Raw genomic sequence first — 14,594 nt, forward strand, 5'->3', positions numbered from 1 at the left:
GGGATTTCGAAAAGACCAACATTCAAGGCTGGCATTACCAGCATAGTAAATGGGTGAAAACATTAAAAACGAACAAAATTTTTCAAAGCATGTCTCGAAAAGCAACGTGTGCAGACAATGCGACGATGGAAAACTTCTTTGGCTTACTAAAGCAAGAAATGTATTACGGTGAAGAATTAATGTCGTATGAAGAATTGAAGAAGAAAATTGAAGGTTATATCCATTACTATAACCATGAACGGATTAAACAAAAACTGGCCGGCATGAGTCCAGTAAAATACCGAACTCATGCCAACCAGTCAGCTGCATAAATAAAACTCTAACTTTTAGGGGTCACTACCTTGGGGGTCCTTTTTGTATGTTGTGTTATGCCTATTTTATTTGAATGCTACACTAGTTACTTACTCCATACCTATACCCTTCAATAACCATCGTTTCCCCACCGTCATACTCTTCCTCAAACTTCTCTGCAATTTAGTAAATCCGTAAATTCATCAATTGCAAGGTAATCAACAGAGTCTATCCTGGATATGCAAATAACATAATCGCCTTCATCCTTTTCAGATGATTCTTCTTCTATCGTGAACCCATCTTTTTTAACGGCTATAGTGAAGAACTTCATCATTTTTTCATTTTGAAACAAAACAATATGCTCTACCTTTCGCGGAATTTTTAACTTATCACCCGACTCTACCAAGGATTCTAATACACTGTGGTTGCCCATATACTTTATATGGTAATAAGTGGATAAATAAATTCGAAATAGAATTTCCCAATTTGTTTCTTCCTCAATTTTAAAAACTTCCACTTCATATCCTAATGATTGATAGTAAGCATTAGCTTCTATAGTCAGACCTTCCTCTTTCTCCTGAGTCGAAAAAAAATAATATCTCTGATACCAACAGTAGTAATTCTTCCTATATTTATATATTTTTTGAGTTCTGCAGACTCTTTAAAAGCTTCTTCTATTTCGTTCAATTCATCTGCTTCTGCACCGACATGAAACCCATTTTCATTTGGCGACTTTAACCCAAATCTGACTGGAAACGAATGCTTATATTGTTCCGTGTTAATTACTTGGGAAAAATTATATTTATCATGCTTTCTCTTTTGAAAAATGGAATAAAATTATTAAGACTATACAGATTTAATAACAATAAAATAGCTATCCTAGAAATCTATTGATTTCAAGGATAGCTATTTAAACTTTAAACACAATTGAAGCATTTGCATATTCATTTTTTATTTTTTCTATTCCTAGACCAAATAACGACTGGAATCAGCAACAACGATAGGAAGCCACCAGTAAGTGAGAGGGTTGCGTAACTTGTTAGTGCTACCACTATACCTGAAAGTCCCCCTCCAGATACACCAGCCAAGGCTACCAAAACATCTACAGATCCCTGTGTCTTTGCACGGGTGGATGGATGAGTTGTATCCACGATAAGCGCTGTACCACTAATCAAACCAAAGTTCCAGCCAAGTCCAAGCAGAGCTAGAGCAATGATAAGCATCAGCATGGAATCGGCAGGTGCAAAAGCAGCTACCAATCCTGCAGCCATTAAAGTGGCACCTGCAGCTATTGCCATGACAATTCGGCCAAGCTTGTCAACAAGAACTCCTGTCACAAGGGATGGGAGATACATAGCTGCGACATGGATGCCGATAACCAACCCTATATCACTCAAATCATGTCCGTGATTTAGCATATGTACGGGTGTCATAGTCATAATGGCAACCATGACTATTTGAGTAATGACCATTACCGAGGCTCCTAAAATGATTCCTCGTTTGTTGATTTCAAGTGTTTTAGAATCCGCATTAAGAAGATTAATATCACTTGTTTTCTGCTCATCTGCAATGGCTTGTGCAACCGTAAGAGGGTCTGGACGAAGTAAGACTAACAAGACCAATCCGGCAATAATGTAGGCTGCGGCCGCTAAAATGAACGGACCAGCTAAAGAAGGAACACCGATTGACGTAGCAAAGCGGCCCATTACACCAACCAAGTTTGGACCCGCAAAAGCACCGAATGTGGTTGATACCATTGCTATACTAATGGCAGTTCCTCGCTGCTTAGAACTTGCTAAGTCAGTCCCTGCATAGCGCGCTTGTAAGTTTGTTGCAGTTCCGGAACCATAGATTAGCAGTGAAGCAAAAAGCAGGAAAATATTATTGGTTAATGCTGCTATCACTACTCCGATTGCGCCAATACCGCCAGCCAAGAATCCTGTCGCGAGTCCTGAACGACGTCCAAAACGTTGAGATAGTCGCCCTATAATTAGCGCAGCCCCAGCAGAACCAAGAGTAAACAGTGCAACGGGAACTCCTGCAAAACTATCAGTTCCTAGCATATCCCGAGCGAGAAGTGCCCCAACAGTTATACCTGCTGCAAGTCCTGCTCCTCCAAAAATTTGTGAAATGACAACAATTAATAACGTCCGTCGATATAGCTTTTGTTGCTTTTCTGGAGAATCAACGTAACTCTTCACCCAGTCTGGTTGACTTTTATTTACGACTGGATTATCAGGTTTCTGCGACACTACTCAGACCTCTTCTCCAAGGATATGTTTTTATATATTCAGTAATTACTGTGATCATTATATCCTCCTAACTAATACAAAATCCCAAAATATTTTCATGATTTTCAATGTATACAAAGGAGTGCATAACTACTATTTCATTTTAAGTTCCCCATTCTACAAGTCAATCAATATACCCTGCAGGGTGTGAAAATTCCGCTTTATATTCTCTATTACATGAAATTCTTCCAATTTGGTACATGTTACCATCGTTTAAATTATATTTTTATAGAATTTATTCTAGCGTTTCTTTCATTCGAGTTGCAATCACAACGCCTGCTAGTAAAGGTAAAATCGCTACTAATCCAATCGCCCAACTAATATTAAGCATATCGGCTAATACGCCTGCTAACAATGCGCCAAATGCATAGCCACTGTCTCTCCAAAATCTAAATACTCCCATTGATGAAGCTCTCCACTCTGGATGGGCGACATCACTTATTGCTGCTGCAAAAGTTGGGTAAACCATGGCTGTCCCAATTCCTAGCATTAGTGCTCCCACAATCCATAAGGCATAGATATCAACAAATAATATCCACCAAAGGGAAAAAGCTTGAACCCACATCCCGCTAGCTATTAACCACTTCCGGCCAATACGGTCGCTTAACGCACCAGTAAATAGTTGAAAAAACCCCCATGCAGCTGGATAAATAGCTACAATAACACCTATTTGATTGAATGTTAATCCTGCAGATATGAAAAAGAATGGAAATAGACCCCACGACATTCCATCCTTTAAATTTGTTGAAAGGCCTGCAAAACTAATACTAGATAAGTTTTTATCCGTCCAAGTAGTCCTTTTAAATACTTCTCTTGAACTAATAACATCAGACTTTTTCTTTTTTTGTGCCTCTATTTGTAAGTGCTTATTCGTGTCTTTAACAAATAAAGATAATAAAAATCCAATTATTACAATAACAATTCCCAAGTAAAATGGTTCTGGTCTCAAGGAATAGGTTGAAGCAATATAACCTGAAATCACAGCCATTAAGGCAACCCCTACATAACCAGCAAACTCATTTAATCCTACAGCGAAACCTCTTTGGTTACTTTTGGCTAAGTCAATTTTCATATTTAACGTCATGGACCAAGTCAAACCTTGGTTAATACCTAGTAATACATTAGCAAAGACAATAACCCACCATGCATGTGCAAAGATTACAAGTATTGGGACAAACAAACCGATACCCCAACCTAGTAGTAAGACTCGTTTCCGGCCAATTTTATCAGCAATTTGTCCAGCAAAATAATTTACTATTGCTTTTGAAAAACCAAAACTAATAATAAAAGACAGAGCAGCGCTTACAGATGTCAAACCAAAATGTTCTTCACCAATAATAGGAAGAATGGTTCTCTCCAATCCAACCATAAATCCTACGAATAGATTGATAATGATTAATAACGAAAATAGGACAATATTATTTTTTATTCCTAATTTCACAGTATCCATATTTATTCCTCCGTTGTAAAGAAAAGCCTTAATAATATTAGGTTATTTTCCCCTTTAATGACCTTGATTAATCTTTTTCCTTTTAATAAAATCATAAGATCTATGAAGAACATCGTTAAACATAGATTAAAAATTTAATTAAGTTGATTTAATTGCTTCCACTCATGAACGCCTGCTTCTAATAAATAAGCTGTATAGCCTTGCTCTTTTAAAAATTCTGTAGCTTCAGTAGCATATATACAATATGGTCCTCTACAGTAAGCGATGATTGTTTTATCTTTTGGAAGTGACGCGAACATTGCTTTCAATTCAGTAATTGGAATAGATTTTGACCTAGGTATATGCTCTGCTTCATATTCTCTTTTTGGTCGCACATCAATCAGTTGTGAATTATTTTGTTCTAAATATGAAGAAAGATCTTCAATAGATATTGCTTCTATTTCAGAAGCTTTTGAAATGTAATCAACTCGTGTATGTTTAACTTCAATCATCTGCTTCTCCGTAAGTACCTTAATACTCGATAAGATACTATCAATACTTTCATCCGCTAATTCATAAATCACGTAATTTTTTTCTTTTTTAAATGTAACCAATTTTGATTCCAATAAGGATTGAAGATGCTTAGAAGTATTGGCTACACTCATAGTGGTTTCCTTTGCCAAAACTTCAACTGTTTTTGGACTTTGTGATAATAAATCCAATAATTCAAACCTTTTCGGACTTGAAAAAGCCTTACTTACTTTAGTGAAATGACTATAAATAAAATCTTTGAACTCCCTATGCTTCATAAATTCACAACCATTCTATTCAACTAATTGGTTTAATAGTATATTAATTAATTTAATTTGTAAACAATTTATTACAATTACCTATAAAAGTACTCCTTTCCTTCCTCATTCCTACTCTTATTTGGATCAAGGCTATCATTATACAAATTCAACCTACCAGAAACTTGTGAAGAAAATGAAGTTAGGCTAATCGATGTCACGTCGTTGTAACTGTTGGAATAACACGCTACAAGATTCATTCTTTGGTCATTTTAAAGAAGAAACGGAATTAAAGGAATTGTAAGACCCTGGAAGAAATACGACTAGAAGTGAAAAGTTATATGACGTATTACAATCATTATCGTGGGCAATGGAATTTAAAAAAGATGCCACCTGCAAAATACAGACAACATCTTCTTCAAGTTGCCTAGAGTTTTTATCAAAATGTCCTTTACAAAGTCCATTTTAAAATGCATAATCTCTTTTTCGTTTACAGAAAAAACAACTCTCTACAATTAACTATGTAAATTGAGAACCGTTAAGAGAAATGATGAAGATCCATAGTATAGGTGTCTTTTTCTTCCCTTATTTAGTAATTACACTTTACCAAATCAAACTCCATTTCGATTTCTACCGAATAGTATTTGCTATTTAAGGCGTCTTTCGACCTATTCTTTTCAAAATTGAGTGAATCCTATGAAAAATACTTTCTTCTTAAATATATAAATGATCTCACTAAAGATTAAGGAATTTATTAACGGGAACACTAACAATCTTGGGGGGATTATCGTGAAAAATAATGATGTAACCATACCAAATTCAGAAAACACAAAGGATAAAATTAAGATTATTTTAGTGCTGGCAATGCCAGCAGTGATAGAAAATTTTTTTCAGACGATTCTCGGTTTTGTTGATACTTACTTTGTATCGAAAATTGGTCTTGCTGAAGTTTCAGCAGTTGGTGTCACTAATGCTTTGCTAGCCATTTATTTTGCTTTGTTTATGGCAATTGGCGTTGCAGCTAATGTACGGATTGCAAATTTTATTGGAGCGAAACAGCCAGAAAAAGCCCGACATATTGCACAACAATCGGTTATATTGGCTATTTTGTTTGGCATATTGACTGGAATTATGACTATGTTCTTTGCAGAACCATTATTAAAGTTTATGGGAATCGAAGATAATGTGCTAGAGGCAGGGGTTATTTACTTTAAAATCGTAGCAATTCCCTCTGTATTTATGTCATTAATGTTTGTACTAAGTGCGGTCTTAAGAGGAGCTGGTAATACACGTGCTCCAATGAAAGCCAGTATTTTAATTAACATAGTTAATGGTGTGTTGGACTATATTTTAATTTTCGGATTCTGGATAATTCCAGAAATGGGCATTACGGGAGCCGCAATAGCAACTGTTGTTTCAAGAATTATTGGTAGCCTCGCTCTCTATTCTTATATAAAGCGCTCTCCTGTTCTTGCTTTTAGGAAGGATTATTGGAAACCAGATAAACAACACATACTGGAATTAGTAACTCTCGGTGGCCCTGCTGCTGGTGAAAGGCTAGTCATGAGGCTTGGACAAATCGTTTACTTTGGATTCGTTGTCGCACTTGGTACAAATGTTTTTGCAGCTCATCAAATCGCTGGTAACGTGGAGGTGTTCTCCTATATGATTGGCTACGGTTTTGCGACCGCAGCAACCATTCTTGTTGGACAGCAAATTGGTGCCGGAAACATAGGTGAAGCAAAGAAATATGCAGTTCTTTGTACAGCGATCGGTATTGGTTTAATGACTATTATAGGCGTACTGCTTTTTACTCTAGGAGACTGGGCAGGCAGCATATTTACAAATGATGCTGAGGTAATTGAAAATATAGGAACCTCCTTAAAAGTATCAGGTGTCTTCCAACCATTCCTCGCTTTACTACTTATTCTTACTGGCGCATTTCAAGGAGCAAATAATACTAAGTTCCCCATGTATCTGACAGCAGTCGGCATGTGGATGATTCGAACATTACTTGTATATGTACTAGGAATACAACTTGGATGGGGACTTCTCGGTGTGTGGATAGCAATTGGGATAGATATTGCTTTTAGAGCCGTGGTCTTAACTATACAGTTCACACGTGGGAAATGGATTTCTGTTAAAAAGGATGCAGAAGATGAATGTCATCCTCAGACGTCAAAAGAAACTATGTCCGGATGCGTTAATAACTATTAAATAAAATTGGAGGAATGTGTGATGGAACAACATCATAAAAATCATCTAGATACAACAGTGGAAAATGAAATTCAGGTAACTATTTCTTATCAAAATAATGTCATTAAATTGTATTTAGAAGATGATGAGAGAAATGGACCGGAATTAGAGCTTAATCATGAGAAACTACTACACCTTATTATTGTAAGTGAAGATTTAAATGAATATTTCCACCTACACCCTGTTCAAAAGAATAATCAAGCATTCGAAATCGATATTGAATTAACAGGTCACTCATATAAGGCTTTTGTGGACATTAAACCTAAAAGGAAAAATTACACTATTAAAGGGATTTCGGTGCCAACAGGTGATAACATTGATACTCGTCATAACATGAGTACTGGTTTAAATATAGATGAACAAGGGAGAAAAGAGATTAACGGGGTAATAGTTGAATTCCAGCATGATTCATTTGAGACTGGAAAGGATATTAAACTTAATTTTAACATCAAAAACGCTATAGCTGAACCTTACTTAGGAGCATTAGGTCATGTGGTAATTATTGATGAAAAAGTAGAAAAATTTATTCATGTTCACCCCATTTCAGATGAGAGTACATTGTTTCAAACACAATTTGATAAGCCGGGATTATATAAATTATGGGCTGAATTTAAATTTGATGGAGCAGTCACAGTCTATCCGTTTGTAATCAAAGTATTTTAACAGTAATAATTTCACTATTAAGTAAATTACAAAAAATCATATAATCCTCCAATCGACTATTTTTAAAATACTATTTAAAGTTTTGGAGCACTCTCCGTGGTAGAACAATTGAGAAGAATAAAAAATGGATTGGTTGGAAACAATATGTTAGTACAAAAAAATTTATAAGGAGATGGATTAAATGGGGATTCTTTCAACTACTCCAACAACGATGGATCAATGCATCGAAGAATGTTTGCGCTGTGCCCGTGCATGTGAAGAATGCAATACGGCCTGCTTGCAGGAACCAGATGTTCAAGCAAGAATTGCATGTTTGCAACACTTACACGACTGTGCTGACATTTGCTTTGAAGCAGCAGGGTATATGGCTAGAAACAGTGCAAATTCAAAAGCACTTTGCGCACTTTGTGCATCAATTTGCGAAGCGTGTGCTGTTGAATGCGAAAAATTCAAAGATGATCATTGCCAAGAATGTGCTAAGATTTGCCGTTCATGTGCTGAAATATGCAGAAAAATGGCATCTTAGAATAAATCAGTATTTAATAATTGGATTTAAGATTTCTTCTTAATAGAAGAAACCCAAATTCATACGAAGTTATTGGACATATAAGTACCAAAACATAAAAACCACTATGCATTTATAATGCATAGTGGTTTTCATCTTAAAGATCCCCCTATTAAAGCTTTAGACTTGCCCTTTAGGTAAAATTAATTTATAAAAGTGAGCTCAAATATAACACAAAGATTTCTCGAACATCTGAGACAATTAACCCTATTTGTCATTATTGTTTGAATAGTAAAGGCTATTTCATTAACAAATGCGACTATTCTGGCTGGTTATTGGCATTAGGATTAGGGGTGAACTGCGGCTTAAATCCATCGTAAGTTACTTGCGTTACCATTCCTGCACTCGCGTGATGTAAATCATGACAGTGGAACAACCAGTTACCAGGGTTGTCTGCTTTAAAAGCTACAACATATTCATCCCCAGGTTTCAAATTCAATGTATCTTTAATAATCGGTGACCCTTGGACTGGTTTTCCATTTTTACTTAGTACTTGAAAGAAGTGTCCATGTAAATGCATCGGGTGATCATCTATCGTTGAGTTGTTCTCTAGTTTCACTTTTACGAGATCCCCTTCATTTACTTTAATGTTTTCTGTTTTGGGGAAAGTCTTGTCATTGATGGTGTATACCATACCGCGTGAAGACATCCCCGTATTCAGGTCCATCGTATAAGACAAGTCATATTCTTGATCTAATGTAAATCCCCCGCTTCCCTCCTTGCCATAAGATGTCAAATCGAATAGTTTCAGTTTTTCCTGTTGATTTGATTTGTCTGTTGAAGCTCCATCAAAGCTCTCATATTTGATAGGCACTTTCATTCCATCAGTACCTTCCATATCACCATGAGACTCTAGAAGCCATTCACCCAGGTTATCTGTGGTGAATTCAATGTCATACCGTTCACCCGGTGCTATTGATATTAATTGATCTTTTATTAATTCTGGATCATTAATTTCTTGACCATCTGTACCGGTTACTTTAAATTCATGACCGTGTAAGTGAATCTTGTGGGACATAAAACCAGCGTTAACTAGACGTAGTCTCACTTTATCACCTTCATTTACAAGTAAAGGAAGAACATCTTTTCCGTTTTTTCCATTTACAGTAAATATATCATACATGTTACCCATGTCATGTCCCATTCTAAAACGATCGGAGTCAGTGTCACTCATCCACTCATCTAATACTAGTGTGTAGTCTTTATCGACTTCCTCGTCATTTTTACCCTCAATAATAAATGAACCATAAAGTCCTTTGTCTAATTGATTAACTCCATCTTGATGGGAATGGTACCAATATGTTCCTGGAACAGTAGTCTTAAACTCATATATAAAACTATCCCCAGGTTGTACTGCATTCATTGTTACTCCAGGTATTCCATCCATATTATTTGGAACAGGAATACCGTGCCAATGAATTGTAACAGGATCTTTCAATTCATTTTTAAGGATTATTTTGACTTCTTCCCCTTCTTGAACTCTAATCTCTGGACCTGGAACCGAACCATTGAAAGTCCATGCCTGTATATCTATTCCTTCTGTTAATGTGTGTTTACGTTCTTGTGCAACTAGGGTGAATTCATTTAATTCTATTTTTTCTGTGGAGACGGTTTGTTGCAATCCCTTAGTCGTTGTATCTTCAGATGTTACTTCTCGTTCCTCATCCATATTCATATTATTATAATTCATGCCATTCATTGAATTTGAACATGCACCAAGTATTAAAATGAATAAGGCAATGCTAATGAACTGGATTAATCTTTTTATCATAGTTACACACCTCCATTTAATTACTAACTAAAGACTACACCCAAAGTATGGAGAATTAGTGCAGATAATTTGATAGAGACTTTTATTTTTATGAATCTCCACAATTTATAGGATTAACTTCCCTCAACCTTATAGAACACCTCACATTTTTAGTTATAATAGAAGAAAAAAATCTTTTCATACAAATATCATCAGTTTGCTCCTAGTTTGTTAAGTGTTTTCTCTGAACTTTTCGATTTGATTCGTAAAATTTTTGTCTTTCACCTAAGGATACTTGCGTGCATATACATATTTAAGAATCTGTTCACATACGAGGAGGAAATATTGAGTATGAAGGAGCAAGATTGTGCACCTCTTTTAGGGGGAAAATTCCCTACTGTAGAGGTCGAAACTACGTTAGGTAAAAAGATGTTACCTGGTGATTACGCAGGAAAATGGTTTGTGTTGTTTTCACATCCAGGAGACTTTACGCCTGTATGCACAACGGAATTTGTAGAGTTTCAAAGAAGAAGTGAAGAATTTACAGCGTTGAACACGGAATTGATTGGATTATCATTAGATGATGTTTTTGCTCACATGAAATGGATTGAATGGATTAGGGATAATTTTAATGTCTTGATTACTTTCCCAATCATTGCAGATCAGCTTGGGAAAGTGGCTCTGAGATTAGGTATGATATCACCAGAGCTAGGGTCTTCAACTGTTAGAACAGTCTATATCATAGATCCTCAAGGGACTATCCAATTAATGATGAATTACCCTCCTGTGGTAGGTAGAAACATCGAAGAAATATTGAGAGTTGTTCGTGCATTGCAAGTTGCTGCAGAATTTAAAGTGGCTACTCCAGTAGACTGGCCACAAAACGCTTACTTAGGTGATAAAGTCATCATTCCACCCCCACGAAATGTGATGGCTGTAGAGAAGCGTTTAGAGGAAGCGAAACAAGGCGATATTCAATGTTTGGATTGGTGGTTCTGTTATAAATCACTAGAAAAATAGAGATTTTGGAATGATTGGAATAACTGTAATACGGTAAATTCTCCGATAAAAAGAAAGAGAAATTTTTGTAAGCTATAACTTTAGTTATATCCATAATCACTATACTAGCCTTAAGATTAAAAGGCAGGATTATTTTATTATGAAATGGAATAGTTATAATGCGTATCATAAAAAAATATTAATGATGAGTAGTATATAGTTATATTGATGACATATGCTTAGCATCTACTGGAAATAAATTCAGATATGATTCAACAGATTACCAGTATTTTTTAAACTTGAGTACAAAAGGCGTCAATATTGGTTCGTATAAGCTGAAGATTAACCTCAATGATGGCATCGCAGTGAAAGAAATTTGAATTTCTCTTAGATAGACATGAAAAATAGTCAATCTTTCACGGGAAGACAATAATAAAAGTCGAAATCTCTCAAATATTTCGACTTTTTCTAATTTCCAGGTTAAGGTTCTGACATCGTGGAGCATATACCTGATTTCATTTGAAACTTAATTGTTCCATTTAGCCCTTGCTCTTCCTCTTTTTCTCACTCCAATCCTACGTCCATCGCTTCCCTACTATCTTCCGATTCATATCGACCGATTACTTAAATGAAGATACAAGTTCAGTCACTATCAGTATTACTAACTTAATTTTAAATCGATAGATAAGTCGCTAGTTCTATATTGTATAAAAGGAATAATAGAAGACCTATTAACATAGATAATAGGAAGCAGTAAAAAAGGAGGAGAATAATGAGCTCAATGGGATTTAAAAAAGGTAGTTATCAAGAGAGTAAAAGGTTTTCCAATTGTAATACATTTGAACTATTATTAATATTATGTGGTTTTATCACATGGATTGGTGTTGAGAAATTTAACTTAAATGTAATTGCAACGTTTGTTGTTACTTTTATTATTTCAATGATTCTATTTTATACTCGTCTTAATCATTTGCTTATTGTCATATTTTCAGTAGCTTGGGGAGTTGTAGGTTTTCAATTATTTCAATATTTAGTTAGCATTACTGGTGGAGAAATTACATTATCATATGTTATTGGTATCATAGGATTCATTTTAGCGTCATTAATAAGTTTTGTAAAAAGGAGCATGGACAAGCAATATTACACTGATATAGAAGATGAAATGTAATGTGTATCAAGATCGACCTTTTAAACTTATCGAACAGAATTCCGGGTTATTTTTATACGCAACTCTTAGCGCCATTACCTAACCTAAAGGAAAAAGAGGACGAGCGCGGCAAAAGCCCCCGATCGTCCTCTTTTTATGTAAGCAATCCTTTAGTGTGACTGCGTCCGTCGTTCCCCTACAACCACACTAAGATAAAAAGGAATAAATATAATAAACTACTAATCCATTACATAGCGTTTTTCACACTGTTTTAGGTATCGATTATTAACTTTATCGACTTTTTTAGAGCCAGAAAGTGTTCAACGATTAAAAAAAGTTTAAAATAGGAACATAGGTTAACGAGAGGAGATTTACATACTATGAATATTTCAATTATAGGTGGAGGTCTTAGTGGTATCTTTGCTGCTAGAACACTTTTTGAACTAGGCCACAATCCTACGATTATAGAAAAAAGTCGAAGTACCGGTGGACGCATGGCTACTAGAAGAATCGGAAATGGACGTGCTGATCACGGAGCTCAGTTCTTCACTGTGCGCTCTCCACAATTACAAACATTGACGAACGAATGGCTAGAGCAAAAATTGATCAAACGCTGGTTTGGAGATGACTTTCCAAGATATTCGGGAACAGATGGAATGAATTCTTTTGTCAAAAATCTTGCTAAGGGCTTGAATATTAAGCTTGAAGAACAAGTTCTTCAAGTGAAGTCAAGTGAACTAGGGGTAACCATCACGACTCAAAATGGCAATGCCTATTTCAGCGACGCTGTTGTGATTACAGCTCCAGTTCCACAAGCGCTTCAATTGCTTCAAGAATCTCCACTCATCTTATCTAATCAATTGAAAGAAACGCTCTCTGCTTCAAGCTTTAAACCATGCTTTGTCGCCCTACTCACTCTTATTAAACCACTATCGATTGAAAAAGATGGTATCGTTTCAGAAGGATTACCACCTGGAATTGATAAGATTATAGCTAATGACCAAAAAGGTATTTCTGCTTGTCCTATTCTATCAGTTTATATGACTGGAGACTGGAGTGCGAAATATTTTGAGCAGCAAGACGAAACAGTGCTTGAACAAATCTTTGCCGCACTAACACATGATGTGATTGATACATCACTCATCGTGGGTCAACAGCTTAAGCGTTGGCGCTATGCAGAAGCAACTCATGTATATAAAAAGCCGTTTATGCAGCTTGAAAACTTACCTATTTTCCTTGCGGGCGACAGTTTTTTGACTGAGCAGGACACTAGCGGCCGAACGCGAGTTGAAAGTGCTATTTTATCTGGAATTAATGTTGGGGAAGCGATTCACCGTGAGTTTTTAAAATGAGATTAAAAAATGAGGCAATACCCCTGCAATTTCGGGACATGAACCAAGATAAATACAGAGTTAATTAATAATTTCATTTTATATTATTCCTACATTTAACTCATCTTTAATTTGAGATATAGAGTCGCTTTAGAACGCAACCTGTAGCACCATAACTAAAGAAAAATAGAGTTGAGCACTGCCACGGCTCGACTCTATTTTTCTGTAGGTAATTTTGTTGAAGTGTACGATCTTCTCTCCCCTCCCCTCTAACCATTGCAGGTAATGAATTAGACTAAATTCACAAAGAGACCCTCAAATTAGCGTACACTTTGAGGGTCTCTTTTTAGTATTTTTCTTTTCAACGGAAAACGGCATCATTTCAGATCAACATTTTACTCTTCTTGTGCTTCTTGTGCTTCTTGAAATGCCAAGGATACCTTTTCAAATTCCTCGTCACTCTCGATAATAGATAATTCCTCATCTTCTTCAACTCTTAAAAAGAAGACATCAATGTCTTCTTCCGATTCTTCTTGAGATTCTTCTGCGAAACTGACAGCAGCGTATTCTATCTCATCGATGCTTAACAAGCCAAGTACTTCAATTTCTTGTTCCTCGTCTTTATCATCAATCAACGTAAATATGTTACCAACCTCTATTTTTTCCATATTACTTTCCCCTCCATATCTTTTTACACTCAAGTTTTCCTATTTCCTTTAATACCACTAATAAGCTTTTTAAAACCACTTTTCCTTACTTATGTTTGGTTTAATAAGCTTATAATAGAAAGACACGTGCACTAATTGCAATCTTACTCCATCTTCGTTTTAGTCACAATAATTGATTATTCATGTAGTATAAGTAAATTGACTTACCTAGTATTTCATACAAACAGGTTTTCATTCATATTCCTGTCATTTTTTCCGTTAACAACCCTTAAATGTTTCCCTTACTTTTAATTTCAAGTTTACCGAAGCACTTTCCAATACAATTTGTAGCAGCTAAACTAATGTACAAAAGGTCATGAAGGTCTTCATGGCAAATAATTCATAGCTCACAATAAACTAGTTAAATTAATGTTGAC

14 protein-coding genes and 1 pseudogene are annotated in these 14,594 nt (G+C 35.7%); 8 read left to right on the forward strand and 7 right to left on the reverse strand.

The window, feature by feature from the left end; all coding sequences use genetic code 11:
* A partial coding sequence (locus C406_RS0112740) for an IS3 family transposase (protein WP_017381022.1) occupies positions 1-311 on the forward strand: 311 nt, incomplete at its 5' end.
* Positions 312-457: 146 nt separating this feature from the next.
* Here the strand turns inward: C406_RS0112740 and C406_RS19930 are convergent.
* The 5 genes from C406_RS19930 to C406_RS0112760 form a co-directional block, all read right to left on the reverse strand.
* Positions 458-724: a ribonuclease E inhibitor RraB gene (locus C406_RS19930; RefSeq protein WP_192812606.1), complete on the reverse strand. Its 267-nt coding sequence runs from the start codon at positions 722-724 to the stop codon at positions 458-460.
* A 125-nt stretch (positions 725-849) separates the two neighbouring features.
* Positions 850-1,119: a DUF695 domain-containing protein gene (locus C406_RS21410; protein WP_081503766.1), complete on the reverse strand. Its 270-nt coding sequence runs from the start codon at positions 1,117-1,119 to the stop codon at positions 850-852.
* A 116-nt stretch (positions 1,120-1,235) separates the two neighbouring features.
* Positions 1,236-2,543, reverse strand: a complete 1,308-nt coding sequence (locus tag C406_RS0112750; protein ID WP_017381024.1) for an MFS transporter — start codon at positions 2,541-2,543, stop codon at positions 1,236-1,238.
* 274 nt (positions 2,544-2,817) lie between these two features.
* Positions 2,818-4,032 (reverse strand): MFS transporter, encoded by a 1,215-nt coding sequence (locus C406_RS0112755; RefSeq protein ID WP_017381025.1) that lies wholly within the window; start codon positions 4,030-4,032, stop codon positions 2,818-2,820.
* A 134-nt stretch (positions 4,033-4,166) separates the two neighbouring features.
* On the reverse strand, positions 4,167-4,820 hold the full coding sequence (locus tag C406_RS0112760) for an ArsR/SmtB family transcription factor (protein ID WP_017381026.1): 654 nt from the start codon (positions 4,818-4,820) through the stop codon (positions 4,167-4,169).
* Positions 4,821-4,929: 109 nt separating this feature from the next.
* Here C406_RS0112760 and C406_RS20245 point away from each other — a divergent pair.
* From C406_RS20245 to C406_RS21340, 4 genes and pseudogenes are all read left to right on the forward strand, one after another.
* Positions 4,930-5,230, forward strand: a pseudogene (locus C406_RS20245) (IS3 family transposase); the annotation flags it as partial.
* 358 nt (positions 5,231-5,588) lie between these two features.
* Positions 5,589-7,016 carry an MATE family efflux transporter gene (locus C406_RS0112765; RefSeq protein WP_017381027.1) on the forward strand — a complete coding sequence of 476 codons (1,428 nt, stop codon included), beginning with the start codon at positions 5,589-5,591 and terminating at the stop codon, positions 7,014-7,016.
* A 21-nt stretch (positions 7,017-7,037) separates the two neighbouring features.
* Entirely contained in the window at positions 7,038-7,718 is a 681-nt protein-coding gene (locus tag C406_RS0112770; RefSeq protein WP_017381028.1) for a hypothetical protein, read from the forward strand.
* Positions 7,719-8,082: 364 nt separating this feature from the next.
* Positions 8,083-8,244 carry a four-helix bundle copper-binding protein gene (locus C406_RS21340; protein WP_337471558.1) on the forward strand — a complete coding sequence of 54 codons (162 nt, stop codon included), beginning with the start codon at positions 8,083-8,085 and terminating at the stop codon, positions 8,242-8,244.
* 298 nt (positions 8,245-8,542) lie between these two features.
* On the opposite strand, the gene C406_RS0112780 is transcribed toward C406_RS21340, so the two are convergent.
* The gene (locus C406_RS0112780; protein WP_017381030.1) at positions 8,543-10,054 is read right to left on the reverse strand and encodes a multicopper oxidase family protein; all 1,512 of its coding nucleotides are present in this window, start codon (positions 10,052-10,054) and stop codon (positions 8,543-8,545) included.
* Positions 10,055-10,384: 330 nt separating this feature from the next.
* Here C406_RS0112780 and C406_RS0112785 point away from each other — a divergent pair, with 330 nt between their 5' ends.
* The 3 genes from C406_RS0112785 to C406_RS0112795 all read left to right on the forward strand — a co-directional run bounded on the left by C406_RS0112785 (position 10,385) and on the right by C406_RS0112795 (position 13,531).
* Positions 10,385-11,053, forward strand: a complete 669-nt coding sequence (locus C406_RS0112785; RefSeq protein ID WP_017381031.1) for a peroxiredoxin — start codon at positions 10,385-10,387, stop codon at positions 11,051-11,053.
* A gap of 751 nt (positions 11,054-11,804) precedes the next feature.
* On the forward strand, positions 11,805-12,200 hold the full coding sequence (locus tag C406_RS0112790) for a hypothetical protein (protein ID WP_017381032.1): 396 nt from the start codon (positions 11,805-11,807) through the stop codon (positions 12,198-12,200).
* A gap of 359 nt (positions 12,201-12,559) precedes the next feature.
* Entirely contained in the window at positions 12,560-13,531 is a 972-nt protein-coding gene (locus C406_RS0112795) for an NAD(P)/FAD-dependent oxidoreductase (RefSeq protein WP_017381033.1), read from the forward strand.
* A gap of 374 nt (positions 13,532-13,905) precedes the next feature.
* Here the strand turns inward: C406_RS0112795 and C406_RS0112800 are convergent, their stop codons facing one another.
* A complete protein-coding gene (locus tag C406_RS0112800) occupies positions 13,906-14,178 on the reverse strand; it encodes a DUF1292 domain-containing protein (protein WP_017381034.1) in 273 nt (90 codons plus the stop codon).
* Between the last annotated feature and the right edge of the window lie 416 nt (positions 14,179-14,594).

The sequence above is a fragment of the Paenisporosarcina sp. TG-14 genome, from assembly GCF_000297555.1.
GTDB classification, from domain to species: domain Bacteria; phylum Bacillota; class Bacilli; order Bacillales_A; family Planococcaceae; genus Paenisporosarcina; species Paenisporosarcina antarctica.

What these genes read in the sequence shown, in the direction of transcription:
- C406_RS21340 (WP_337471558.1), top strand. Translation starts at nt 8,083, where the DNA reads ATGGCTAGAAACAGTGCAAATTCAAAAGCACTTTGCGCACTTTGTGCA.
- C406_RS19930 (WP_192812606.1), bottom strand. Translation starts at nt 724, where the DNA reads ATGGGCAACCACAGTGTATTAGAATCCTTGGTAGAGTCGGGTGATAAG.
- C406_RS0112800 (WP_017381034.1), bottom strand. Translation starts at nt 14,178, where the DNA reads ATGGAAAAAATAGAGGTTGGTAACATATTTACGTTGATTGATGATAAA.
- C406_RS0112755 (WP_017381025.1), bottom strand. Translation starts at nt 4,032, where the DNA reads ATGGATACTGTGAAATTAGGAATAAAAAATAATATTGTCCTATTTTCG.
- C406_RS0112760 (WP_017381026.1), bottom strand. Translation starts at nt 4,820, where the DNA reads ATGAAGCATAGGGAGTTCAAAGATTTTATTTATAGTCATTTCACTAAA.
- C406_RS0112790 (WP_017381032.1), top strand. Translation starts at nt 11,805, where the DNA reads ATGAGCTCAATGGGATTTAAAAAAGGTAGTTATCAAGAGAGTAAAAGG.
- C406_RS0112785 (WP_017381031.1), top strand. Translation starts at nt 10,385, where the DNA reads ATGAAGGAGCAAGATTGTGCACCTCTTTTAGGGGGAAAATTCCCTACT.
- C406_RS0112770 (WP_017381028.1), top strand. Translation starts at nt 7,038, where the DNA reads ATGGAACAACATCATAAAAATCATCTAGATACAACAGTGGAAAATGAA.
- C406_RS0112780 (WP_017381030.1), bottom strand. Translation starts at nt 10,054, where the DNA reads ATGATAAAAAGATTAATCCAGTTCATTAGCATTGCCTTATTCATTTTA.
- C406_RS0112795 (WP_017381033.1), top strand. Translation starts at nt 12,560, where the DNA reads ATGAATATTTCAATTATAGGTGGAGGTCTTAGTGGTATCTTTGCTGCT.